Annotated in this window: 33 protein-coding genes and 2 tRNA genes; 15 read left to right on the top strand and 20 right to left on the bottom strand. The window is 26.6% G+C overall.

The genetic code is table 11. From position 1 onward, the window contains the following. Positions 1-30: 30 nt before the first annotated feature. From KGF41_RS14490 to KGF41_RS14405, 18 genes are all read right to left on the bottom strand, one after another. Positions 31-639, bottom strand: a complete 609-nt coding sequence (locus KGF41_RS14490; protein WP_227856870.1) for a hypothetical protein — start codon at positions 637-639, stop codon at positions 31-33. A 26-nt stretch (positions 640-665) separates the two neighbouring features. Then, positions 666-1,637, bottom strand: a complete 972-nt coding sequence (locus KGF41_RS14485; protein ID WP_227856869.1) for a hypothetical protein — start codon at positions 1,635-1,637, stop codon at positions 666-668. Between the two features lie 71 nt (positions 1,638-1,708). Further along, positions 1,709-2,167, bottom strand: coding sequence for a hypothetical protein (locus tag KGF41_RS14480; protein ID WP_227856868.1), 459 nt, complete (start codon positions 2,165-2,167; stop codon positions 1,709-1,711). A 40-nt stretch (positions 2,168-2,207) separates the two neighbouring features. Next, entirely contained in the window at positions 2,208-3,596 is a 1,389-nt protein-coding gene (locus KGF41_RS14475; RefSeq protein WP_227856867.1) for a hypothetical protein, read from the bottom strand. Positions 3,597-3,608: 12 nt separating this feature from the next. After that, complete coding sequence (locus KGF41_RS14470; RefSeq protein ID WP_227856866.1) at positions 3,609-3,836, bottom strand: hypothetical protein; 228 nt, start codon at positions 3,834-3,836, stop codon at positions 3,609-3,611. Beyond that, positions 3,799-5,277 carry a hypothetical protein gene (locus tag KGF41_RS14465; protein WP_227856865.1) on the bottom strand — a complete coding sequence of 493 codons (1,479 nt, stop codon included), beginning with the start codon at positions 5,275-5,277 and terminating at the stop codon, positions 3,799-3,801. Before KGF41_RS14465 ends, KGF41_RS14470 begins: the two co-directional genes overlap by 38 nt. Next, positions 5,246-7,021, bottom strand: a complete 1,776-nt coding sequence (locus tag KGF41_RS14460) for a terminase large subunit (protein WP_227856864.1) — start codon at positions 7,019-7,021, stop codon at positions 5,246-5,248. Before KGF41_RS14460 ends, KGF41_RS14465 begins: the two co-directional genes overlap by 32 nt. Then, complete coding sequence (locus KGF41_RS14455) at positions 7,005-7,865, bottom strand: hypothetical protein (protein ID WP_227856863.1); 861 nt, start codon at positions 7,863-7,865, stop codon at positions 7,005-7,007. The genes KGF41_RS14460 and KGF41_RS14455 overlap by 17 nt, the downstream gene beginning before the upstream one ends. A gap of 142 nt (positions 7,866-8,007) precedes the next feature. Further along, complete coding sequence (locus tag KGF41_RS14450) at positions 8,008-9,201, bottom strand: hypothetical protein (RefSeq protein ID WP_227856862.1); 1,194 nt, start codon at positions 9,199-9,201, stop codon at positions 8,008-8,010. A gap of 75 nt (positions 9,202-9,276) precedes the next feature. After that, a complete protein-coding gene (locus tag KGF41_RS14445; protein ID WP_009894806.1) occupies positions 9,277-9,465 on the bottom strand; it encodes a hypothetical protein in 189 nt (62 codons plus the stop codon). Between the two features lie 363 nt (positions 9,466-9,828). Beyond that, complete coding sequence (locus tag KGF41_RS14440) at positions 9,829-10,446, bottom strand: hypothetical protein (RefSeq protein ID WP_227821695.1); 618 nt, start codon at positions 10,444-10,446, stop codon at positions 9,829-9,831. A 54-nt stretch (positions 10,447-10,500) separates the two neighbouring features. Beyond that, positions 10,501-10,591 (bottom strand) — tRNA-Ser (locus KGF41_RS14435). A 667-nt stretch (positions 10,592-11,258) separates the two neighbouring features. Next, a tRNA-Tyr gene (locus KGF41_RS14430) sits at positions 11,259-11,335 on the bottom strand. Between the two features lie 171 nt (positions 11,336-11,506). Then, on the bottom strand, positions 11,507-12,289 hold the full coding sequence (locus KGF41_RS14425; RefSeq protein WP_227856861.1) for a hypothetical protein: 783 nt from the start codon (positions 12,287-12,289) through the stop codon (positions 11,507-11,509). Positions 12,290-12,799: 510 nt separating this feature from the next. Further along, positions 12,800-13,684 carry a hypothetical protein gene (locus tag KGF41_RS14420; protein WP_227856860.1) on the bottom strand — a complete coding sequence of 295 codons (885 nt, stop codon included), beginning with the start codon at positions 13,682-13,684 and terminating at the stop codon, positions 12,800-12,802. Positions 13,685-13,914: 230 nt separating this feature from the next. After that, positions 13,915-14,220 (bottom strand): HU family DNA-binding protein, encoded by a 306-nt coding sequence (locus KGF41_RS14415; protein ID WP_227856859.1) that lies wholly within the window; start codon positions 14,218-14,220, stop codon positions 13,915-13,917. 92 nt (positions 14,221-14,312) lie between these two features. Then, a complete protein-coding gene (locus KGF41_RS14410; protein WP_227856858.1) occupies positions 14,313-15,527 on the bottom strand; it encodes a LuxR C-terminal-related transcriptional regulator in 1,215 nt (404 codons plus the stop codon). After that, the gene (locus KGF41_RS14405; RefSeq protein WP_227856857.1) at positions 15,487-15,681 is read right to left on the bottom strand and encodes a hypothetical protein; all 195 of its coding nucleotides are present in this window, start codon (positions 15,679-15,681) and stop codon (positions 15,487-15,489) included. The genes KGF41_RS14410 and KGF41_RS14405 overlap by 41 nt, the downstream gene beginning before the upstream one ends. 626 nt (positions 15,682-16,307) lie before the next feature. Between KGF41_RS14405 and KGF41_RS14400 the strand changes: the two genes are divergently transcribed. Beyond that, complete coding sequence (locus tag KGF41_RS14400; protein WP_227856856.1) at positions 16,308-16,547, top strand: hypothetical protein; 240 nt, start codon at positions 16,308-16,310, stop codon at positions 16,545-16,547. Positions 16,548-16,560: 13 nt separating this feature from the next. Continuing rightward, the gene (locus KGF41_RS14395; protein ID WP_227856855.1) at positions 16,561-17,187 is read left to right on the top strand and encodes a helix-turn-helix domain-containing protein; all 627 of its coding nucleotides are present in this window, start codon (positions 16,561-16,563) and stop codon (positions 17,185-17,187) included. Between the two features lie 168 nt (positions 17,188-17,355). Here the strand turns inward: KGF41_RS14395 and KGF41_RS14390 are convergent, their stop codons facing one another. Then, complete coding sequence (locus KGF41_RS14390; protein WP_227856854.1) at positions 17,356-17,628, bottom strand: hypothetical protein; 273 nt, start codon at positions 17,626-17,628, stop codon at positions 17,356-17,358. A gap of 12 nt (positions 17,629-17,640) precedes the next feature. Then, the gene (locus KGF41_RS14385; RefSeq protein WP_227856853.1) at positions 17,641-18,555 is read right to left on the bottom strand and encodes a ParM/StbA family protein; all 915 of its coding nucleotides are present in this window, start codon (positions 18,553-18,555) and stop codon (positions 17,641-17,643) included. A 1,572-nt stretch (positions 18,556-20,127) separates the two neighbouring features. Here KGF41_RS14385 and KGF41_RS14380 point away from each other — a divergent pair. The 13 genes from KGF41_RS14380 (at position 20,128) to KGF41_RS14320 (ending at position 25,950) form a co-directional block, all read left to right on the top strand. Then, positions 20,128-20,451: a hypothetical protein gene (locus KGF41_RS14380; RefSeq protein ID WP_227856852.1), complete on the top strand. Its 324-nt coding sequence runs from the start codon at positions 20,128-20,130 to the stop codon at positions 20,449-20,451. Between the two features lie 13 nt (positions 20,452-20,464). After that, positions 20,465-20,821, top strand: a complete 357-nt coding sequence (locus tag KGF41_RS14375; protein ID WP_227856851.1) for a hypothetical protein — start codon at positions 20,465-20,467, stop codon at positions 20,819-20,821. 382 nt (positions 20,822-21,203) lie between these two features. Beyond that, positions 21,204-21,359, top strand: coding sequence for a hypothetical protein (locus KGF41_RS14370; RefSeq protein WP_227856850.1), 156 nt, complete (start codon positions 21,204-21,206; stop codon positions 21,357-21,359). Positions 21,360-21,442: 83 nt separating this feature from the next. Then, a complete protein-coding gene (locus KGF41_RS14365) occupies positions 21,443-21,649 on the top strand; it encodes a helix-turn-helix domain-containing protein (protein ID WP_227856849.1) in 207 nt (68 codons plus the stop codon). 181 nt (positions 21,650-21,830) lie between these two features. Further along, positions 21,831-22,025 (top strand): helix-turn-helix transcriptional regulator, encoded by a 195-nt coding sequence (locus KGF41_RS14360; RefSeq protein WP_021373110.1) that lies wholly within the window; start codon positions 21,831-21,833, stop codon positions 22,023-22,025. A gap of 658 nt (positions 22,026-22,683) precedes the next feature. After that, a complete protein-coding gene (locus tag KGF41_RS14355; RefSeq protein WP_227856848.1) occupies positions 22,684-22,965 on the top strand; it encodes a hypothetical protein in 282 nt (93 codons plus the stop codon). A 13-nt stretch (positions 22,966-22,978) separates the two neighbouring features. Continuing rightward, positions 22,979-23,281: a hypothetical protein gene (locus KGF41_RS14350; protein WP_021373126.1), complete on the top strand. Its 303-nt coding sequence runs from the start codon at positions 22,979-22,981 to the stop codon at positions 23,279-23,281. Positions 23,282-23,377: 96 nt separating this feature from the next. Then, positions 23,378-23,572: a helix-turn-helix domain-containing protein gene (locus KGF41_RS14345; protein WP_227829015.1), complete on the top strand. Its 195-nt coding sequence runs from the start codon at positions 23,378-23,380 to the stop codon at positions 23,570-23,572. Between the two features lie 152 nt (positions 23,573-23,724). Next, complete coding sequence (locus tag KGF41_RS14340) at positions 23,725-24,231, top strand: hypothetical protein (RefSeq protein ID WP_227856847.1); 507 nt, start codon at positions 23,725-23,727, stop codon at positions 24,229-24,231. A 24-nt stretch (positions 24,232-24,255) separates the two neighbouring features. Beyond that, entirely contained in the window at positions 24,256-24,534 is a 279-nt protein-coding gene (locus KGF41_RS14335) for a hypothetical protein (protein ID WP_227856846.1), read from the top strand. 155 nt (positions 24,535-24,689) lie between these two features. Next, positions 24,690-24,887, top strand: coding sequence for a helix-turn-helix domain-containing protein (locus KGF41_RS14330; RefSeq protein WP_009900702.1), 198 nt, complete (start codon positions 24,690-24,692; stop codon positions 24,885-24,887). Between the two features lie 157 nt (positions 24,888-25,044). Continuing rightward, positions 25,045-25,590, top strand: coding sequence for an antirestriction protein ArdA (locus KGF41_RS14325; RefSeq protein ID WP_227856845.1), 546 nt, complete (start codon positions 25,045-25,047; stop codon positions 25,588-25,590). 21 nt (positions 25,591-25,611) lie between these two features. Further along, on the top strand, positions 25,612-25,950 hold the full coding sequence (locus KGF41_RS14320; RefSeq protein WP_227854729.1) for a hypothetical protein: 339 nt from the start codon (positions 25,612-25,614) through the stop codon (positions 25,948-25,950). The last annotated feature ends 53 nt before the right edge of the window (positions 25,951-26,003 follow it).

Below are 26,003 nucleotides of genomic sequence, written 5' to 3'. Positions count from 1 at the left end.
TTTATAAAATAGGTGATGTATAACACCACCCTAATCCTCAAATAAGCTTTGTAAACCCAGTCTAGTAGCTATTAAATGTTCTTTGTAGTGAGAATCAAATTTACCTTTTTTATATAATTCGATTACCCTTGAACCTAAACACTCTATTAAACCATAGTTAGCCTTTTCTACCAGATTAACAAACTTATCATTATCTAATTTTAATAATATATGATTTACATAGTCTAAGTCATATTCATCTAAATACTCATATACATCTTTTAAGTTCAAATATTCTAATATATCTTCAACAGTATAATCATCACTATCAACATCAACTATAGTTATAAGATAGTTTTCAAAATATCCTCTATATTTATTTGATATTTCATATAAATCAGACAATAATATAAATGTTTTTTCTCCAGCTTTATTCATTTCAAATATTAGTCTTTCATCTCTGTCTCTATAAAGAACAGTACCAGTATCTAAGTTCATTATTTCAACTTCTATTTCATCTTTAAGTTTTCTTAACTCATTTCTCAACTGCTTATAACTCTTTTTTGAATTCTTTTTTTGTAGTATTTCAACTTCATTATTTTGTCCTTCATTATTTTGTTCAGTTTCACTTAGAACTTCTTTTTTTGGTTTCCCAGCCATTTTTAATCTCCCTTCTAGTTGTAATGTTATTGTATTTTGTACATACCAAATTTAGATGCTACGACAACTCCTAAATGCATTTTTCTTGACATGAACATTTCTATTTGTTGGTCATCTCTAACTGTTCCATCAGTATTTTCTATTATTAATGTGTCGCCTTCAAATCCTAGTTTGATTATCTTCTCATCATTTGGAATAACATATAAAATATTATTACTTAATGCCCATTTATCCCTTTCAGCATCATAATAGTTAGGTAATTCTATTACAGGTGTTCCACTGAAGTTTTTAACATATCCAAAGTTTCTCTTGTCATCTTTATCTAAATCAGCTCCAACACCTTCTATATTCCCTACTGCTTCTGGAGTCCCATATATAGCTACAGATTGTCCAGTAGCACCCTTTACTTTATTAACTATTTTCTTTAAGTCCTTATCTGAATAAGCAGCACTAGTCTTTAAATTAGTATGTACAGATGTGTAAGCCCCTTCCATAGTAGATGCTATTGCTTCTGCTATATGATGTTGGAATGTAGAAGATACTCTGTCTACCATTTCAGACCAATCTATTCTTCCAGCTATAAATCTATCAAACTCTTCATATATAGCTATAGCTAGTTTAAATGCAGATGTGGGAACTTTTTTCTCTAATAGTCTTTGTCTTCTTGTACTATTTTTACCTTCAGCTATATTTGCAATTCTTAATAAGTCAGTATTTTTAACTGTAAATTCTTTTTTATTACCTAAATCAAAGTTTTCCACATCACAAAAGTCTGAAAATGCCTCTTCAGTCAATCTATTTACTTTATCAGTTATTGTTTCAGATAGTATTTGGAATATCTTATATTTATGTTCAAAGAACGTATATTGTCCCCATTTACCTCCACATATATCTATTATTTCTTTTCTTAATGCGTCTTCACACTGAGCATAATTTTTTACTTTTCCATTTAATATATCATTTGATAAATCTTTTAATGCTATTATATCTATAGCCATCCTTTTTTCCACCTTTCATTAGTCATTTTTTGCATAAAAAAAAGAACTGTTTCCAGTTCTACTATTTGTTATTAGATAAAAGACACATATACTGAATCTTGTCCGTTGAAGTCATATAATTCTTCAACTCTTGCAACTACTGTTCCAGTAGTTTTCTTTGTTAATTGATATGAATCAGCTTTAAGTTCTAATTCATCACCAACAGCTATCACACCATCAAAATGTTTTTTAGCTAAAGTTATACATAATCCCTTATGAGGTAATCTAACTCTATCTATTTCACTTGCTTTTAATTCATAATCTCTTTCATCTAATCTTTCATCATATTGAAGTGCAACACTGTCTAAAATTCCAAATTTGCATCCTTCTGTTAATTTTTCTATTTTATAACAATCGTTTCCTAGCTCTGAATCGACTAAACCGCCTAATGCAACTATCGCACCATTTTCTAGTACATCACTTCCATTTTTTGCTGTTACAACATCTGGATATTTATCTATATCACAATTTAATATCGCTTTATCTGCCATTTTTATATCTCCTTTTCTATTTTTTTACAAAAAATAAACACTACTTATTTGAGTGTTTTCTTAATATTTGTTCATATGATTTTGTATTTTTATTCTCATCATCCAATGTAGATGAATAATTTATTTTTGCCTCGTTTGTGTCTTCTTCTTTCTCATCTTTTTTACTAAATTTCTTTGTGTTTTCTTTTAACTTAGCATAATCAAGTAAACTTAATTCTTTTCTTAAATCCTCTAAAGATATATCTTTATTTATAGCAGATTCTTTAAAAGTATTAACTTCATCTTCTGTTAACGAACTAAATTCTGAGATAACACTAGAAACTTCTACTTTATATTCTTCCATTTCTTTGTCAGCCTTGAACTTTCTTAAACCTTCCAACTCTTCAGTTAGATTTTTTATCTCAGTTTCTTTTTCACTAAACTTTTCAAGTACTAATTCTTTTAAAGTATCATCTTTAGAAAAAGTTTCTATAACTTCTCCTTCTTTTTTCTCTCTCCATTCTTCTATGTATGATTGTTTGTTTTCATAATCTAAAACAACATCATCACCATCCATAGAATATGGTATACCATAATAGTTACAACAATTTATATTATCTTCTAATATAGCTATTTTTTCTTCAGGTAGAATAGTTCTTAAATAATATTCTCTAGTTGTGTATTTACCTCCCCAGTAAGGGTCTTCAACCTCAACCATCTTATTTTTTAATTGACTATTAATAGAAATTCTTATATTTTCTGTTGATAGTCCATAGTTTTTGTTTGTACTCAATATATCTTCCTCCTTTCCTTTAAACGAATACATTTCTTTGCAAATATCATAAATTGCTTTTTTATATTTTGAAAAATTACTATATGTATTTATAGATGCCCCTTCAATTCCAGGAGCAACATCATCTCCTAAAATAGTAATTCCTAAAAAACTAAATTTTTTAATATTATAATATCCATCAGCCTTATCAACCTCTCCATCTTCAACTGCTATTTCCATACTTACACTTTTTGATTTTGACTCTGTCAATAATTGATATGCTGAATTTGAATAGTGTTTCCAGATAAGTCCTGTACAATTTAGATATGTCTTTCCATCTTCTTCTGTATAAGTTATCTCTGTATTATTTGGAATAACTCCAAGTGGTCTTTCTAAGAATTTATACTCTATAGAATAACCATCATCATCCTTTACAACTTTAGTTATCATATTATGTTCATCAAAATCTACCACATTTTCTTCTTCATCATATTTTATATATCCAAGTATTGGTATATCTGATAAAGTTGACTCTGCATCATTTATAGTTGATAAATCAAATTTAGTTTTATTTAAATTTTTACCTTCATGTAAAATCTTTAATTTCACATTTAATTTTCTGTCATCTTCTTCATTAGAAAATGTCTCAAATCCACATGGAATACTAACTACTTTCAACGTCTCACCTCCTTAAATAAACATTACATTGCTAAAACTTATATCTTTAAAGTCTTCCTTACTAAAATTAAGTATCTCATCAGGTTTATTTATAAATAAATAAAATGATTCTTCACCACATTTATTTTCATTAATAAAACAAAAGCCTCTATTAATTAGATATTTTTTCTTTTCTTCTGTTAATGCAACAATAAATCTCTTATTAGTTGTTTTCATCTCTTCTATCTGCTTTATTTCCATTTGTATTACCATCACCCTTATCTTCATTAGTAGGCCTTCCTGCATTAGACAATGTATATGAAGCCTGTTTGACTGGCAATAAATCATCTATTTCCATTAATTGTTCCGCCTTATATAAATTAGCAATTTCAATTGGCTCTTTTCCAGTACTGGCTAAATATACTAATCTGCTATCTCCTACACTATTTATATTTTCTCTAAGTTGTTGTGATATCTTAGATTGGTTAAAATGAGTTGTACCAACAAAGTAAAGTTGAAATGCTTTAGATGAGTTCTTTTTATTTAATTCATAATTTATCCATGTTTCTATCTCATTTTGAATCCTCATAGGTATTAAACTATCTGCTATAACACCATCTGCAATTGATTCTGTGTTTATTTTATCTGAATTAAAAAGTGCTGTATTAATTCCAGCATTATCAAATATAAATTCTTTTGCTTCTTTAACATAATCATTAATCTTTGATTTTCCATCACTTAGATTAATTCCTTCCATATCTAGTGGAGTAACTGCTACAGATGTACCAGCTGGTAAGTTTGATTTTATATCATTGTAGTAAGCACTTAATAAATCAAAAGCAACTAATGGCTCATCATTTTTACCATAAGGAACTTTCCCATGTATTAACTTAATACTTTCAATGATAGCGTTAGAACCCTTTAAATCTTTCATATCTTCAAGTTCCAAAATATCATCAAATAAAAAGCTAAAAAATGGTATTCCTTTTGTCGAATCAACATCTATATTAAATGCCACAGCATTATCACTTAATTCATAGTACTTATTTTCTATTAAGTCTTCTTTTTTTAATCTTCCATCATTTAATTTTTTATATGCTTCTTGAACTTCTACTGGAAATGCCGATAAAGTCTTTTTATTTATTTTTCGTAAATCAATTCCATACCTTAATACTCCATTTATTTTAGATGTTATTGTACAATAAGAGGGTGGTATTTGTTGCATCATTATGCATTTTGAATCTTCAATTTTATATAGATATATTTCTCCTTGCTCTAATACTTTTTCAGTTATCCAAGGACAAATATGTTTAAGTTGATATTTTTTTAGAAGTGTAGCTGACTTAAAAAAAGAGTTGATATAATCATCTTTATCTTTAAATTTAGAAATATTTGTTGGTATGATATAATGGTCAAATGTATTCATGGTTGAAATCATATTTAGAATTCTTTTATATGTACCAGACGTTTCTTTAAGCAAAAGACTCACCTTTTGTAATAATTCTACATTTTTATAAGGGTCTGTCATAGCTTTTCTTACTTGATCTCTACTTATATTTCTTATCTTATACATTTCATTTGATAGATTTATAGTGTTTTCTATCATTGCATAATTTCTTTGCCTTAGTTGCTCATTTAAGTATTTTATTTGGTCTAAAGTATAATCTTTTTTATCTCCTTTGAGTTCTATTATGGTTTCCACCTCCTGACCAGAATGAAATTATTTGTCCATTTTCTTTACTATTTCTCTTTTTTAATTCTCCATCTAGTAAATTTGCTAGATAATTTCCATATGCTAAGGAAGAATATCTATCTTTCCTTGCTTTTCCCTTTTCTTTAACTTTAAGCCACTTTTGACCATCATTTTTGACAGTTTCTAAGTTAATTAATTCGTTTACAAGTAGCGTAGTTTGTTTATATGGTAATATCATTCTCGCTTGGTCTGTATAATTTTTCTTTGCATATCCAGCTGTACTACTTAACATATCATTTGCTTCTACATCGCTTATAGGTAACTTTATTCTATTTTTTAGAAATACATCCAGTAACCCAATTATACAATCATGATTTATTTGTCCATATGCCTTAATCTCAAATATAACTGGATAATTCTCTTTTGTAATAAAATTATTATGTAAATGATTTGTATTAGCATGAGAAAATGCATTATATTCTTTATTTCTAGCATCATCATAATTAACCCTAAGTAAATCAGATAAAACACTTTGTCCTACTCCTTGAGTATCTATAACTAAGAAATCTGCTTCAAAATCAAAGAATAATTGTTTTAATCTTATTGCTTGTTTATCTGGCTTCATACCATTATGAGATTCTATATGAACTACCATTCTTTCATAATAATCTTTCTCAGGTAATAACCTCCAGCATGTATATACTGAGTTATCATTGTTGTCTCCTTCTGCAATAGCAATGTCAGCAGAAATTATTCTTAGTTCACCTTTTCTTTTTTGTAGATTACATTTTACTTTTCCGTTTTTAGCAGATAATACTTCCAAATCTGTTGGAGGATAAAATGGATTTTTTAATGTTCTACATGGATTTACATAAGATGATTTAAATATAGCATCTTCATTTTCTCCAAAGAAAAGTGATTCCATCTCCATAATCCAAGAAACAGCATCCATTTCTCTTTTCATTTCATCTGCTCTTTCCTTATCAAGTATTCCATGATGAAGAGAAAGTTCGTAATTACAATTAAGTACAAATTTATCTCTACCATCTATCATATCTTTCACATACAATTTAAATTTATCATATGCTTCATGCATCCTAAACCATGCACTACTTAAATATAATTCTTTATTAGGCTCTGGAGGGTAATCTTCATATTTTCCATCTTTTTTAAACTTCAAATTTCTACTTACATTTAGAAATGGTTTAAGAATTCTATCTTGTATTTCTTTTTTTACCAATCTAAACTCATCTACAATAAGAATATTGAAACGGAAACCTCTTGATTGCTCATTTGAAACTATAGCTTCTATAGTGCTTCCATTGTGAAATGTTACTTTAGAAAATTTATTATTATATTCTATCTTTTTAATCTCTCTAGCTAACATAGGAGATTGTTTTACTAATTCTTTTTCTATCTTTTCTCTTATAATAAGTTCTGCTTGTGATTTAGTAAATGCAGCTATACCAATTTTAGAATTTGGATATAAAACAGCTCTACAACATGCATATACAGCAGCAATCCAGCTCTTTGCAAATCCTCTGGCACATATAAGCATTGCATAATTAACCTTGTCAAACATATATATAAGAATAATTTGAACTAAATATAAATTAAGTCCAAAATAATCAATACAAAATCTATGTGGATTCTCTCTATAAAATTGAGTCCATTCAATTATTCCTTCTTCGAGGGCTTTAGCTTTGTCTGAGTTAATTTCACTATTATTTAATCTTCTAGTCTTGGTCATCATTTGGATTATCCTCACTAGCTAAATCAAATACTTTTCTCATTTGTTTTATAAACCAATTATCAATATATTTTTTTATCTTATCTGCATCTTTAAATTGTTCTGAAGCTTCTCCTATTGGTCTGTAATTCTCTATTTTATCAATCCATGTACCCCATGTAATAGTTTCATTTTCCGCTAAACTTGCTTCTTGAATAGGTTTTATATTTGCATCATTCATAAGTTTTGATATTAAGGTATTCATTTTCTCAAACCCTGTAGCATCACCATTTCTTAGTGCTTCATCACTCTTTAGTAAGCATTTAGAAATTTGTTCTAACAACATTTTTTCAGCAGGTCTTTTACATTGATATGCAATAGAAAATTCATTAAATTTATTTTCTAAAAACATATAGTCTTCTTTTCTTAGTCCTGCTCCCCATCTTTCAACCATATCATTATTTATTTTCACTTCATTTAATTCAGAACTAGAATTAATATTGTCTTCAATGGGATTGTTTGAATTAATATTATCGAGGCTTGATTTACTTACATATCTAGCATTTGCTTTAGTCTTCATATACTCGCCTAACCATTTAGACTTTCCTTTGTTTTCCTTGTTGACACATGTATTATACAAGTCTTCATCATAATAAACATCTAACATTATAAATAGTCTCTTTGCTGCTATTTTTTTATCCCCATCATACTTGTAAACTAATTCATCATACAATTCTTCAACACAATTTTTACACATGGGAAAAGTACTTAAGCTCTTATGTAATTTACTAGAGCTACTATAAAAATCTCTTGCTGCTGACTTTTCTTCTCCACAGCAAAAACATTTAATCTTACCTTTTCTAGCCAATCTATCACTCTCCTTTTGAGATGAAAAAGAGAGGTCAGCATGAAACTGACCTCAGAAGGGAGATTGAATTTAGCCCCATTAAAGGACTAATACCATATCATGATAATGGAATATTATCGTATTAGTCCTTTAATAATCAGCTCTATTTAAGCTTAATATTATAAGTACATAATCTTCCATCATCATTAAATATCATTAATTTCTGCATTGCATATGAACTTAATCTTAGATTCTTAGCATAAGTATCTGTTCCAGAAAAACTTCCATTTACACATATTTCACTTTCTCCATAACTATCTTCTTTACAATTGTGCAGATGAGCCATAAAGATATAATCAGGAATTAATTTTATAAGAGAGGTTAATTTAGGAATTGCTGTAGACATTTTATCTTTATCTCCATGCACTGCGAAACAAGTATTCCCACATATTCTAGCTACTATTATGTCATTATCATATATATTTTCTTGAAATATTACATTATCTAAATTTTTAATTCTTAGCTTTATATATTCATCTATTAATAGTTTAAAATTATCTTTATCTAAATTTTCATCTTTTTTAGGAAGAATCCTATCATGGTTTCCACCTGCTGAATAAACAATGATTTTATCAATTTCTTTAGATAGTTCATATATAAATTCACTAAGTATTTCAGATACTTCTATAATTTGTTCAACTATATTTTCTCTATTTTCTAATCTTATAGAATTATGTATGTGGCCAGAGATTAGATCTCCAAGTAGCATTACATGTAGTCTCTTAACCCTATGTAACTTACTATATTCAATAATTTTATCTTTTAAGTATTGTATCCTTATCTTGAATATTTCTGAATTATATCTATTAAATGCGTTAATAGTCTCTAATCCATAATGTATGTCTGAGATTAGCATAATAGCTTCTTGATTTGAAGATTCATAGCATTTATAACTAGAATCACTTAGAAACGGCTTATGAAGTGATATATCATCTATTTTATTATTAAATAAATCAATTATATTATCCATTCTTGAATATTCTCTTATTTTCTTATTTACTAATGACCTTTCATCAGATAGCTGTACTTTTATCTTTTTTAACTCTAATATTTTCTCATTTATTTTATCAATCTCTTCTTGAGTAGAATTATTCTGTATTTTAGAATTAAAATAATCAAAAGCCTCTTTCAAACCATAAGAAACTTTTCTACAATGGTCTGGAGAGCATTCTAACCCTAATAGTTCAACTACTTCTCCCCAATCTAAATCTATCTCTTTATTAGCTTTTGCTAATCGTATTCTAAACCTGTAATCAATCAAAGATTCATCTTCTTTTCTCTTCAATATGTCTTCCATATTCAATATCTCCCTGTTTATCACATAAATATCATTATCGATATATTAAGTAAAAATAAATAGCCCAATGTTAATTTATTGGACTATTGTTTCACTTAATCTTATCGTTATGTTTAAATCTGTATCACCAGTATACTTATCCAAAACATCACTAAGTAATACTTCATGGTCTCCATCTTTCAAATGTTCTATAATTTTATATGTATTATTTTCTTGTTTTATTATTTCACATTTTTCTAATACTGTTCCTTTATTATTTTTCATGTACTCTCACCTTTTTTTATAATTTGATTAACTCTACTGGGAATATATTTATTTGCAAATTAGGCAGCCTTGTAGCCAACAATAGCTAATATAAGTTAACGCATTTAGCATTTATCAAGGATTTTCTATAACTTTTTTATTTTATTTTTACTATTTTAATAATTTAATCTTTTATCCTTGAGATTTTACATTTAAATTTTTAACTTTAAGCTTTATATCCATCTTGTATACAGTACAATTGTTCTGTTTGTATGTACTTATCTCTTTTATATAAGCTGTTTGATTTTTAACCCAAAACCAATGGGAACTTATAATTTATGTTATTCGCCTAACCTGCAAATTAAAAAATAGCCTAATTAAAGACTATTTTAAATCTATTTCTATTATTGTAAGTGCATTTGATGTACTCAATGCAAAATCAACTTCTTTTTCAAATTCTTCTATTTCATCCCTTAACTTTTCTATTTTCTCTCTTACTTTTAAAGGGTCTACTAAAGACCATTCTTGTTGTTTTTTATAAAATGAAATAAGTTCTGCTCCATCTTTACTTTTTTCTTTTTCCTCAAACATTCTGTCTGTATTTCTTTGCACTTCTTCATTTCTACGATTTACTTCAGACATCATACAATCATAGTTACTAACCATTTGTCTCAATAAAGATTTATCTAATTCTATACTATTCTTCCTTTTTATTGCTTCTAAAACTGTATAATTTTTATTACCAATTTGAACATTTGTTATAGCATTAGAGATATTAATTGCTTTATCTAATGCGTTATAATTATATATTAAATCTTCTATTTGTTGGTATTTACTTGAAACTTCTACATTAAAATCTTCTACACTTGTTTTCGTTTCATATACATTTTTATCAGAGCCTTTTTTAGTACCTACAATTTTAAAATTACTAATGCATCTATCTATCTTATCTTCTAATAACTTCTTTTCTGCTAAAGCCTTGTGTACATTATATTTAACCATAAAAACATCTCCCTTTTAATTAAAATATTATTTAAAACAATGAATTCTTTTTATTGGAAGAGAGGAAGGGATTTGAACCCTTGTATCAAATTAATTGACCTAATAGTTTAGCAAACTATCCTCTTTACCACTTGAGTACCTCTCCATATTTGGCAAAGCAAAAGACTCGAACCTTCATAGTATAATGCAAAGTTTTGGAGACTGCTACTTTACCAATTAAGTTACACTCCTAAATACATCATAAGATTTAACTTTCTAAAAACTTATGCATATCCATTAGGTGTAGTCCACAGACCTTCACCACATTTCTATAAATTATAAACAGCAAGTCGAGTATCCCTACCCTCGACCATGGTCAAGTGCTGTATTTTAAAACTCCGACAGCTCGGATAGCGTGGCTGTTTTTCACACTAAAGAATCTTTTTTAATTGTCCACTATTTGGTAGAACATCACCGCTTTTTTTATAAACAAATCTACATAAAAATTACTTAGTTCAAAAGATTACTTGATTTGTTCACAATTTCTTCAGTTTTTTATTAGCCAGGTTCTTCTGACAAACACCTCAACATGTTTTTGGTTTTTTATTGGCCAGGCACACCAACAAACTCCTCTAATTTTAAAAAGCAGAAGTAGAATCTGTTACCTCAAATTCTACTTCTTTATTCTTACACCTTTAAGGCATACTAGGGCATTCACCGTATCTATTTCGAGTTATATGTTGCTCGTCAACCTCGTGTACATTCGCCACGCAACATTTTCAGATTCTTATCTTAATATTTAAAATAATATGTCAGTGCATCATGGTATAAAATGGTAGGAATAATGAGAGTCGAACTCACGACCTCCAGAACTACATTCTGACGCTCTAACCATCTGAGCTATATTCCTTTTGAAAACAAATTTAAATTATATTACCAATTTAAAATCTATATTATTTTCCTCTAACCAACTTTTAGCTATCTTCTCCATATTTAAAATTTCTTCATCTAATTTTAGTATTTGTAGAGTTATAGTTAAAAAAATTAAAAGACTATAACTCTACAAGAAATGCATTTAATTTTATACTATGTCCATAATATTTAATGTTAATCCCCAATCTAAGTTAAAACCCACTTCTGTACATTCTGAGAGTTCAAATATTTTAGCCATTAATTCGTATGGCTTTTCTTTTTGTGGATTATATCTTATTGTCCAATATTTAGTATTATTTAGTATATAATACATTCTCTCTTGCTCTTTAGCTTTATCATACCCACTGTGATTATTTTCATCAACTTCTATATGTATACTGTCAAATATAATGAAATCCAAATAATACTTCCCACATTTAACTTGTCTTTTCACATTTTCTTTTTTAAATGTAAAATCTAAATAATTGCCTATTTCCTCTTCATACTTTTTAAAATTTAACTGATTTTCTTTTATTAGTTCACAATATAATTCTGGTAATTCTTGAGATAGTAAATATCTTACCTTTTTTGCTATCTCTGAGTCTCTAAGTAACATACCTATTTTAAGTATGGCTCTTTTTGGTATTAATATTAATCCTCTTGATGGAATTTTAAATTTGATATCCAGTCCCTTTTCTGAATTTGCAAGTACTTCAGCTATATCATTATATTTATATAACTTAAGACCATCTAATTCTAATTCAATTCTATTTCTCTGTATAAGTTTTTTTATTGTATCTCTATCTACTTCATAATAATCAGAAACAAGTTCTACTGTACTAAAATCTGTATTCGCTAAAGTTAATATCTCTTTAACATGTTCCAATACATCTACTCTATCTATATTTCTATCTCTTAATTCTTTATTTTCTATAAGTTTTTCACCATTCATTTTATCAAATCTCCCTTTTAGTATTTATTTAAAAGAAAAAGAAAGACTTACTGCTATCTCACGACATGTGCTTTCTTCCAGCTCTGAAATGGTGAGTAATTATCCCACAAATTTCATGTTGTAGTTTAATATTTTAGTGACATCATCATCTCATATTATAAGATGCCTATTATTAGTCACCAGAGCTTCTCAAAATGAGCTATCTCTGCTAATTGTATTAACTTTTAGCATATTCTAGGTTTGCTATCATATGTCACCATATGAAGGGGCTTTTTAACCCATATGTATTATTAAATTCAAATAGTAAATCCGAAGCTTTAGCTGAGGATAACAACTGAACGAAGTGAAGGCGTTAGTAATAGCTACCGCGTCACTTACGTTCCTTGCTATCACTACGGCTAAAGCCTTGTGATTTAAATATTGTATTTATAAAATTAAGCTACTTTAATTTTTCCCACAGGTTGCATAATGATATATATATTTATATAAGTATGTAACCTGTGGGATTTTTTAATATGAATCGTATTTTACTAGCTCATTATTGATATTGCTATCACTATTTCTATACCTAAAAGCTTTGACGATTATATCTAACAGCTCTTTATTTTTCATAACATTGGTTCTATATTCTGTCTTATGTACTTGATATAATTTAACCAATCCTATTTCTCTTGTAAATTCATTAAATGCTATGTATTTATCTTTTTGAGTAACATTTAATTCATGTTTATTATGTTTCACCATATTTACTACTCTATTATAATTTTCTCTATCTTTTAAAAATGGTGTATTTGCTATAATTCTACATGCATTTAGATAATCTTCATACAAACTATTATCAACTATGATATTGTCTTTTCTTTTAAAGTTTATATTTTTATCTGCTACCAGTCTCACCTGATATCTAAAATTATCTAATTCTTTATCTTGATTTACTCTATTTTTACAATTTTCTTTATGTGGTATTAATTCACTTTTAATACTTAAGACATCTACGTCTTTAAATGTAGCATATGTAACTGTTTTAGATAGATTAGAAGGCATAAAGATATTATTTTTAATTAATTTATTTTTATATCTTGATATGGTACTTTTGTCTATTCCTACTATATTTGAAATCTTATTTGATGATAATACACTAATATTACCTTTTACATCCTGCATACTTAAAATTATAGCCATATAATATAATAATTTATCTATATCTATTTGCCTATCAAATTTCCATACATTATGAGCAATTTGTTTAAAAATATCATATGCTATATATTCATTATCTTTTATTTCTTTTGTATAAAATTTTCTTTTTTTACCTTTTCCATTATAAGCAATATTATTTCTTTCTAATTTAGGAATACATTTTTTAAAATTATTATATATTGTATTTTCACTCATACCTATTATTTTACTTACTTCTTTTATACTTATTTCTTCTATAGTATCATCCTCTCTTTCTTAATAAAAAGAAAAAGAAAGACTTACTGCTATCTCACGACATGTGCTTTCTTTTTGCTTAAAAGATGGAGATTAATGGAATCGAACCATTAATAATCTCCTGTATCTCCACAATGATAAGCCCGACTAAGACTTATCTTTTTATATTTTGAATTTTATTTAGTTTATAACTATTTTAATATCATATGTTCTTTTACAAAAGAAGATGTTAATTTAGCTGTTGGTCTAGTACTAGCTGGAACATAATATGTTTCTCCTTTTTTTTCTGGTAATGTATGCTCTCTTTCACATTCTTCTATTTCTTTTTTTCCTATTTTTAGAAATCCACTTATAATAGTATCTTCGCCTGATTCAAATATATCTACAACTAGCTCTTTAAATAATTCTAATACTACATCTACTTCTTTTTGTTTTAATTCTAATCCTTCTCTTTTTAGTTTCTCTTGAAATAATTTTACATATTCATTTTTTCTCATTTTCAATCTCTCCTCGACTTTTATTATACATTTTATTTATTCGTAGTAGTATTAATTACCCCTACATATATTAATATACTTTCGAGCCGATTTTATACCCTGTTTTGGACACCATCTTGCCTACAGGTTTTGCACATTGATTTATATCCCTTTTTCCCATTCTTATCGAATCTTTGTATTAGTTTGACCTCTCCACATTTACTACATTTTTTATATTTTCCTTTAGATAAATATACATAATAATATTCATCTTCATATATCTCAATATATTTATCTATGAATTTATTTACTATTCTATCAATATGTAAATTTACATTTTTTTGAGCTATGCCTAATTGTTTAGCTATTTCATTTTGAGTAACACCCTTTTCCCATAATGATAATACAATTTTTTGTGTATTAGTTAATTCTATTCTATTTAATATATCTTGCTTACTCAATGCTATCTCATCTATTAAGTTTTCATTGTAGGGAATTTGTAATAATGCTTTTACATGTACTGGGTCAAACAAATCTATTAAATCACAATCCATAATAATATTATTACTACTATCTTTTAATGGAGCTTTCCATACTATATTTTTATCTTTTTGTAATTTTACCTGTAACATATCATCTGTAACCATAGACATTTGTTTCAATGCAAATTTATAAACATCACCACCTTTTGTAATTTTGAGTTTTTTATTATTTATATTTTTATCTTTTGCTAACTTTTCTCTAAGTTCTTTATTGTTTTTTAAACTTAATAAATACTGCTTATACTTATAATAATCTTCTATTTCCAGATACTTTATTCTATCTTTTTTAGTTATTTTTATGTCTGGAGCTAGTTTGAAATTTTTCTGATTTTTTAATATTCTTATTGGTTTCCCTTTTGAATATTCACTGTTTCCACTTTCGTATTCTACTACTTCTCCATGTTTTCGTATCTTTTTTTCTTGCTGCGTCATTCTTTTGAATTCTGTTAAAGATGTATATATTTTTATATTTTCCTCTTCTTTATTTTTGTTATCTTTTGCTAATAAATATGTCCCTAGTTTTTCTAAAAAATGACTTATATTAGTATTTGACCATAATACATCTGTTGTGTTTAAATTAGCTTTACATATTCCTCTATCAAATATCTCTTGCCAGAATTTATCACCACTGAATTTAAGTCTTTCCATATATTTTAAATTTAATAATTCATCAATAAACTTTTTTCTTTCTTCTAATGTTTCTAATTTATCATCTAATTTATACATATAGTCTAAAATATTTTTATTATCTATTTTCCCTTTGAAATTGCCATTTACTAAAGCCATAGGCCACCCCCTCATCATTATTATGTCTATCACATTTATTACCATGATATTGACATTCTGGACATTTATATATATTTCTTTTCCCAATTATATTCCATTCATCCAAGAATTCACTATAATCCTCTCTTAACATTTTTATATTTTTGTTTACCATTTTCTAGTCCTTTCATCCCTTTGTATTCTTTCATTCTCTCCATATTCAAACCTCCATTTTTATTTTATTTTTAATTTTATTTAGTTGTTAACGCTTTTTCATATATAAATTTCCTCCTCATAATTTAATACTTTATCTCGATTTTATCTATAGTTATATAATAACATCTTATAATGTTTTTGTCAATTTAGTATTTTATTCAGTTTATTCCTCTGTTGATAAGCTGTTAACAATATGTTAATAACCTGTTGATAAGTCATTATTTTATCAACATTTAGCATATTTTTCTGTGTATAACTATATGATTTTTAATGATTTTTTCATTATTTCAGATGTTTTAATTTTTCGATATACCATCTCATGGTACATCGAGGCCAAAATCAAGAAAACGTTGAAATTTAAATATTCTTTCGATATACCATCTCGTGGTACATCGAATTTTTCGATATTCCACGCTATGGGCGTACCATGAGATGGTATATTAATATAAACAGTCTTTAATATATTTGTTTTTGTATTTATTTGTTTATGTGAAGGGAAAAATTTCCTTGTAAAAAAAAGAATTATAAATTATAATAAGCTTAAAATAAGATTATTAGATTACAGGAGGGTATGAAAATTAAACTATGGTAAAAGAAAATATATTTAAAAGTAAAAGCATTAGTTTAAAAGCAAAAGGAATGTATGGAACTATTCTAGCTTTTAAAAACGAACCTTATTTTTCTAAACAGTTTCTAATGGATTATCTAGACATGGGAGCTTACTCGTTTAGAATGGCATGGAACGAATTGAAAGAGCAAGGCTATCTTGAAGTTAATAAGAAAAAAGAGAATGGAGCATTTGTCTATGAGTACAAATTACACTAAGTAGGAGTAAAGTATGGATAATATAATAAAAATTAAAGATGGTGAGGTTTTAGATGTTAGGTTAGAGGAAGATAGTATTCTTTCAGATGGCTATGGTATATCTCCAAAATATCTTATGCGAAATAAGGACATACCTATCTACTCAAAAGCCATTTATGCTTACTTGTCCAGTTTTGCAGGTAATAAAAAATACTGTCATCCTCGAATGGAAACAATTTATGGAGAACTAAACATAAGTAAAAATGCTTTTATAAAATATGTTGAAGTTCTAAAGGAGCATGGGTTTATAAAAGTTTACAGAATTCAAAATGAAAATAATTTATATGGAAACAATGTATATGAAATAGCAATGTCTAAATCAAAGATTCGAGAAAATGCAGAGAATTATATGCAAACTAAAAATAGTAAGAAGAAAAGTAAAAAGTCACCCATTGAAGCTGCTACTTCAAAAGATGACTCGAAACGAAAAACTTTAAATTCAATTAATGATAATAATATTATAACACAAAAAGAAAAAGATATTCAAGTGCTAAAAGAAAATGGATTTACTGAGTTGGAAATATATTCTATGTCAGAAAAAGAAATTGCATCCGGTGCAAATAATATAAGAGAGATAAGAAAAAAACAACAAAAGAGATAATAAAAAAGGTCACTACTTCAGTGACCTTTTTAAATCTATTTTAAGCGTTTTTATTTCTAGATATGAATAAAATATCATGGACATGCATATAAATATATTAAAATGGATTCTGTTGGATATTTTACATATTATTGTTCAAGGTGTCCAATTATAAATTGATAATTATATTTAGTCAGGCATGTTGTTGAATATATTCTTAATAATAGGGTTTTCTTTTTTTATCTCTTTCTTCTCTTCAGTAACAGTTGTTTCTTTATTTACTGGATATACACCATTACCTAAACATTGTTTTAATAATTTATTTTCTTCTTGGAGATTCTTCCATTCTAATATTATTCTTTCTAAAGCTGTATTTCTACTACTTATTTTCTTATCATTCTGATATTTTTCTATTTCATCAAATATATCTTCTTCCAAATAAAAACTAGATGATTTTTTCATATAATATCACTCCTAGAATTGTTCTATGCCTACTTCAAATAACCCTTTAGCTGTAGCCATCTGAGCATCTTTAGAAACTTTAAATCTATTATCAAATGTCATATGTAATGCTGTACCTCCACTTACATATACATCCATTTCATCTATGTTCTTCCATTTAGAAGATATTCTTTGAGCTGTACTTTCAGAAGCCATGATGTAAGCAACTTTTTTAAGTTCATCATAATCATTAGAACTATCTATCTCATTAAGCTCTCTTATTATTCCTCTATCTTTTAGTTGCTTTTGAACCATTGTTAAAGCATCTTGATTTCCAGCTTCTAATGTGTCTGATAGTTTATCATTGAATACAAAACCCTTATCAAAGTAAGACATCTCAGTACTTCTAAAACCTATTGAAACCATGCCAACAGCTTTATCTTCATTTACTTTACCTTCTAATGTGTGAAATAAAGCAGCGTCTCCTTCTCTAAAAATTGATATATCGGATATTTTTATCTCTTTATGTCCACCCTTTATTTTATCTTTTACTTTAAATGTTTTACCTTTATATGTGTCTACAACTTCTTTTAATGTTGTTTTCCTAAATGATTTATATGGAACGCCCATCATTAATTTTACTTCATCAGCTACAGCTATTTCATTAAGAGCAGCAGCAACTAATATTCTCATTGTAAAAGATATTTTAGAGTCATCAGAATTTCTAATAGGTGTTATACTTTCTTTTTCTGCTAATAAACCAATAAAGTAACTTACACTTTCAAAATCTATGTATATTGGGTTCTCATATTTCTCAAAATCAATATTTCTTCCATCCCCAAAGACTGATTTGAATAAACACTCTTTAACCATTCCATTATACTTACTATATCCTTTTACGTATCCTCTTCCTATATCTAAGCCTATAACTTGGTAATTTTCTTCCATTTTCATTCCTCCTAAGTAAATATTTGCTAAATATATTATACCATACAAATAATTAATATTTGCATTGAATTTAAACAAAAATTCAACTATAAAATGACAATTTCTATTTATTGGTTTAAATATAAATTATTTTAGAACTATTTTAGGTGTGAATTTAAATTAGAATACTATTTATAATTTCTGATAGTTTATATTTAGTTTGTATTAAGTTTAAATTTAAACCAATAAAAGTAAGAAATTTAAATATGTTTTACATGATTTTCTATATATAAATTTTAGTTTATGAAAAATATTGAAAACTATTTTCTTACATACACTACATTAATTTAAAAATTACTTTATGAATTTTATCATTTTAAGCTGATTTTCTAGGGTATAGTGTCTACAACATTGATATGAAAAAGATATATAAATTACTGTATATTTTTCTATAAAATAGGCAGAATTATGTATTTTAATCTTAAATAAATTACATGAAGTATATTTTATTTGAATTGTCTTGAATTTTAAGCAAAAATACTAATTTGATAAAATTGAAATTCTGTTTGTATAATTTTGAGATGTGCAAATTTAAAACATACACTATTTAAAATTATTTTATAACAATTACAACTGAATTATAGGTAATAATATATATTTTATATAGTTTATATAAATTAAAATAAAACATACACCCCCTGTTGATGCCTTAACCTTATAATATAGGTTCAAAGTAAAGATAGAGCTATTTTTTTATTATGAGTGATGAAAAATCAGTATTGAATTAACACTGTTTTATAATACTCGGAGACGGTTTGAAATTGTTCATGAGTGTATGTTTGAAAATTTGAATTAGTGGTGTAATTTTGTGTAAATGTTTATTTTAAGGGCTGAATGAAATTTGGGATGTAGAAGAGAAAGGACTATACAACGATAATGAATATCAATTGGTACTAAAGTATGAAAATAGCCCCCTTTTTACTGCTTTTCAACGTTAACGTCGCATAATGTTCTTATTATACGACGTTAGTAATGTATGTTAAGAAAAGAAATTACTTTTCTGAAAACGGATAAAAGGTACTAAATCGTACTTTTTATTAGACTCGATAATTCATGTTATTTTAAAAATTATGGCATGAGTTATTATTTTTTTGTGTTCATTATTAAATAAAAAAAGCTTATAGAAATAGAACTCTTACATTATTACTATTATTAACATTACTTTAACTATTATAAGCATTATCACACAATTATAACATCACATTATCACACTTACTTTATTAACCATCAGTCAAATTTACATATTATAGTAGAAATAAAAAATAATTCACACAATTATGTACTCATATGTCAGTAATATCAACATGTTAAGCAATATTTTTACATGAACAACAACTAAATAAAATATATAAATATTATAGAATGCATTGACAAAAATTGGAAAGTAATGTATTATTAAATCATCAAATAAATAAAATCAAAAGGAGATATGACATATGTATACTTATAATGACACAAGTTGATTAGAATACGACAATTGGCTGTATATAACATTAACTATTATGTTATAATAATAAAAGGAGCGTGGTCGTGATGGATGAAAAGATATTAGAATTGTTACAAGAAATGCAAAGAGACATTAAAGATTTAAAAGTTGGACAAGTTGAAACTAATAATAGACTTAACACAATGCAAAACGATATTACAGATATGCAAGGTAATATTACAGATATGCAAAATGATATTACAGAAATTAAATCAGATGTTAAGATTAACAGAAATACATTAGACGCAGTAATTAAACATACTTCTAAATTGGTAGAGGATACAACAGATATTAAAAAGGATTTAAACAAAGTTGAGATAGTTACATCTAGTAATTGGACAGACATAGCAAAGCTTAAATCAATTAAGTAGGGGCGTGAACATGATGGATGAGAAAATATTAGAATTATTACAAAAAATGGATAGTAAGCTTAATGGAATTGAAAACGAACTAAAAGAAGTAAAAACAGATATGAATACTAGATTTAACAGTATTGAAAACAGACTTAATATAGTGGAATCTCAGTTGAATGAGAATACTCAAATACTTAAAGCTTTAGAGCATAAAGCAAATGTAAGCAAAGCAGAACATGACAAAATGTCCTTTGATATTATTCATATTCAAGGGGATATGACCGAAACAAAAGAAAATATACAAGAAGTTGCTAATAAGTTAAACACTTTAGAAACTGTTACAATAGATAATTGGAAAGATATAACTAAATTAAAAAAAGTAAAATAATACATAAAAAGTACTTGACATTTTGTTAAGTACTTTAATATTTTTATATTTTTTCCGATGACCTGCATATTGATATATATATTTATATAAGTATGCGAGTCATCGGATTTTTTGATATGGTTATATTATAGTACATTCTACACGATATAATATATTATACAAGCTATTTAAAGCCATTTTAAACATGTTGCAATACGGTTGCCTTATATTTGTACCTTTATATTTTAGAATCGAATATAAATAACTGGAAGGAACTTCTTGAACTTAAAATCTTTGAACTATAAGTAAAATTTTACTTGCATATTATTACTTATATTAGTATAATATAATTAAGGTAGTGTTAAGTACTACCTTATATAATTTAATATTGGGGGTGTCTTAAATGATAACCAAAGACAAAATAAAAGAGCTAATCGAGTTGTGCCACCAACTTGAAAAGCTCATAGTTCAGATGATTAAATCAGCCGAACAAATACTTTTTGCTTTAATCTCATTTATAGGCTTGTTATACATATTAATAGATATGATTAATAACTAATAACAAGCTACAATATACCTGTAAGTAGTATATTATAGGTATATTGTAACACACTCAATATTAAAATTACAAGAGGTGATATAATGAAGCTTAATAAGTTAAAAGAGTTAAGAGAGCAAAAGGGTTATACTCAACAAACATTAAGTACTAAGATGGGTATGAGCATAAGGGCATATGCTTATAAGGAAAATGGGCAAAGAGATTTTTCAGTTGAAGAATTAGAACAAATATTATATTACTTAGATATAAATGCAAATGAATTATTAGAACCACATAGAAAAATAGACTAGTTTATAGCTAGTCTATTTTATTACAACAACATATTGTACAAACCATTCAAATCCATTCTAAGTATGTTTCAATACACTCGCTTTATTGTTCTTTCACCTCTTTCTTTTATAAATCTCATATTTGACAAAACTCTATTCTTAAAATATTATATAACATATAGAATAAAAAGGGCGTGATAAGATGAAACTTGATAAACTAAAAGAATTAAGAATAGAAAGAGGATACAGTCAACAACAGTTTGCTACTTATATAAACATTTCTCAAAGAGCATATAGTTACAAAGAAGCAGGTAAAAGAGAGTTTTCTATTTCAGAAGTTGAAAATATTTTAAAATTTTTAAATGTAGAGCCATTGGAATTACTTGATTTAGAGTAAATTCCAATATTTTTTGCATTTTTTAGAACATTTTTACTTGATTTTTTGTTCTTAACGTCGTATAATTAAATCATAGCAAGAGAGAACAAGAAAACACTGAACCACCTCTCACAGAAGTAACAGGCGAAGAACCTTCTTAAAACTCTAGCTAATATCTTAAAGGGTTCTATTAAAAAATATTAAACTACTATTAAAAAATTACTACCTTTAAGTTGACCTTTTAAATGGTATGAATGGTGAAAGGCACACAACACAAATATTACACATAGTTTTTTCTTCATTTTTTAACTACAAAAATGAATTAGTCATACTAGTTGGTGAGGTGTTCCCAACACTAGATATTAAATAGGTAAATAAAATTAATAAAGGTTTCCAATTAAAGCCTACAAAAAATTGAGGTATCAATGCGAATTGCTCCTATAATGGCACTCAATACAACTTAATATGACATAGCAGTTGTGAGGTACTGCGTTATCAAAAGTACTAAAGATTGAGCATTAAAATTATAGTTTGTACTGCTTGACACCTACATGGTTATAAACTATCTAACATTTACTAAAATTATTTATTATATATTATTTGTCTTAAATAATTTTAGTAAGTGTTAGAATACAACACTTAAATTATGATATAATAATATAATAGGAGTGTGAACGGTATGGATGAAAAAATATTAGAACTATTACAAGAAATGAGAGGAGAAATAAAAGGAATTAATACTAGATTAGATGGCATGGAGAGCGACATTAAGGATTTAAAAACTGGACAAGTTGAAATTAAAGACGACTTAAAAGAAATAAAAGGCGATATATTAAAATTAGACATAAAGGCAGAAGATACAAAAAGAAGTATAAAACTTATGCAATTAGACATTAATAAAATAGAAACTATTACTAACTATAATCTGAATGACATTGCAACACTTAAAGCAATTAAATAGGAGTGTGAACAGTATGGATGAAAAAATATTAGAGTTATTACAAAAAATGGATACTAGATTTGACAGAATCGAAAATAGACTAGATAGTATGGATGGTCGTTTTGATGGGATTGAAAACCAACTTAGTGATTTAAAAGAAGGTCAAGAAGAAATTAAAAAGAAACTAGACTTAACTTATAATCAAGTTGCTAGAAATATGGAAGGCATAACAGAAGTTGGAGAAAAAATAGACACTTTAAAAAATGACATGAACTTTGTAGAAATGGCTACATCTAAAAATTGGAATGAAATAGCAAAGTTAAAATCAATTAAATAGCAGTACATAAAAAGACATCTTTAATTTAAGGTGTCTTTTATATAACTCTTTAATGTGATATTATTATTCTATAATAATATTGTTGGAGGGAATAAAATGAATCTACAAAGGTTAAAAGAGTTAAGACTAGAACATGGCTATACACAACAACAATTTGCAACTTATATTGGATTGTCTACTTCTACATATACGGATAAAGAAGCAGGGAAAACAAAATTTAAGGTTGAAGAATTAGAGAAAATATTAAAATTTCTAAATCTTGACCCTTTGGAATTGCTTGACTTAGATTAAAAAGTCAACTTTCCTAAAAAATAAAACCGAAAAATCGTTGACAATATCCGTTTTAAGACTTATAATTAAAATATCAAATAAAAAATTTAAATAGTAAAAACGAAAAGTCGTTTTGGAAATTCGTTTTATAATAAATAAAAGGGGGATATAAAATGAATTACAATAGTTTAAAAAATCAAGACATAATAAGTGATTTTGTAAATAAAGAAGTATACGCATGTGTTACATCAATGGTTGAGTATATATTAAAACAAGAGGGAGATGACAAACCATTCGACTATGATGATTTAGAAAATGTATATATAGATAATAGTGATAAAATAGAAAAAATTGAGGAAGAAATAGAAGAAATAGAAAGTGAATTAAATACTTTAGAAAACGAAAAAGAAATAGAAGAAATAGAAAATAAAATTGATGATTTAAGAAACAAAGTAATAGAGTTAGAAAATGAACAAGATGAACCAAATAAAGCACATGAATTTTGGATAGTTAGTGAATGGTTATGTAATAAATTAAGAGAATTAGGGGAAGTTGTAATATCATCTGAAAATATTTGGGGTAGAGGTTTTCCAGGTCAATCAATATCTTTGGATTATGTAATATGGCAGATATGTGAAGAGATGGAAATATTAGAAGGTCAAAAGAATGAATGGAAATAAATAAAATAAAAAGGAGATATAAAAATGAAAAATTCTAAAATCAACAAATTATACAAAATGCAAGTACATAAGATAAAAACATATTCAGATGAATTGGAAAAGATAACAACCGTTTACGCTTTTCCTAGAAAATGGAGTAGAAAAATGATATCTCAATGGTTATATATGAAGGGAATAGAAAATATAAAAATAATGCCAGAATACGAAAGAGAATATTATGGATATTCTATGAATCTACATTACAAGACGACTATAGAATTTAGGAAAAATCATGTTTATGTTACAGATTATTATGACTGTTAATAAAATTTTTAATAAATAAAAGGGAGGATATAAAAAAATGAATGAAACAATAAGAATACACATAACTAACTTAGGGAAATATAATTGAGATGTCTTTTATATAACTCTTTAATATGATATTATTATTCTATAATAGTATTATTAGGAGGTGTGGCATGAATTTAGCTAGACTTAAAGAGTTAAGAGTAGAAAAGAAATTTACACAACAGCAATTAAGTACAGCGATAGGGATAACTTTTAAAACCTATTCTAAAAAAGAAAATGGACATAGAGATTTTACAATTAGCGAATTTGAAAAGATTTGTTTTGTGTTAGATATAGAGCCATCGGAGTTATTAGAAATAAAACTATAAAAATTTTTTAAAAATAAATCTTCAAAAACATATTGTATTTTTGGCGAGTATATAATATAATAAAATTAAGAAACATACAAAAGGGAATAATAATAAAACGCAACTCGTCATTTTTACCATATTAAATAAGCGAGTAATTAAAAGGGAGGATATAAAAATGAATGAAGTAATAAAAATACACATAGCTAACTTGGGGAAATATAACGAAGGCGACTTAATAGGTGAATGGATTAGTTTACCAATAAGTGAAGAATATTTCAAAAAAGTATTAAATGATATAGACATCAATGAAGAATATGAGGAGTATTTCATAACAGATTCAGAAACACATATGAAAGGATTGGAAATAGAAGAATATAGCAACATAAAGAAACTAAACGAATTAGCAAAGAAAATTGAAAAACTAGATATAGTCGAATTTAGCCAATTAGAGGCTTTACTTGAAGGTGATTACATAGAGCTTGACACAATACTTGAAAACGACATTTCTGATTTATTAGAAAACCACGATTTTACATTACTTGATGGTGAAAATCCTAGTAAAGAAATTGAATTAGCATATAATCTTATTGAAAATCTAGGTGGAATTGATAATTTAGATATAGAAACACTTAAAAAGTATTTTAACTATAAAGAATATGGCGAGTGTTTAATTGCAAATGGTACTTATATAGCATCAAATAACATAGCCGTAATTAATTAGATAAAAAAAGGGGGATATAAAATGTTAGAAAATCTATTAATGGATTGTTTAGGGATAGAAGAGAGAGAGGAGTTCATAGGAGTTAATAAGGGAATAAATAGAAAAATCAATTTAAATCTAAATTGTGACAAAGCTTATGTAAGATGTAAATTTAAGAGATATTTATTGAAAACAAATAATAAAAAATTAATAATGATAGATTTAGGCAACACAAAAACTATAATTGATTTTGATTGTTTAGAGTTAAATTTTTCATTTTTAGAAGATAGAAACAAAGTACTTGAAATTATTACAGAATGGATAAAATATACAATAAATGATGATTGGTTTATTCCATATAAAATATATTTTGAAGATTAAAAGTTTTAGGGCGTTCTTTAAAAACGCCACTTCCAATAAAAAATTGAAAGGGG

It is taken from the genome of Clostridioides sp. ZZV14-6150, assembly GCF_020657875.1.
Lineage (GTDB): Bacteria > Bacillota > Clostridia > Peptostreptococcales > Peptostreptococcaceae > Clostridioides.
This window is presented reverse-complemented; position numbering and strand designations above follow the sequence as displayed.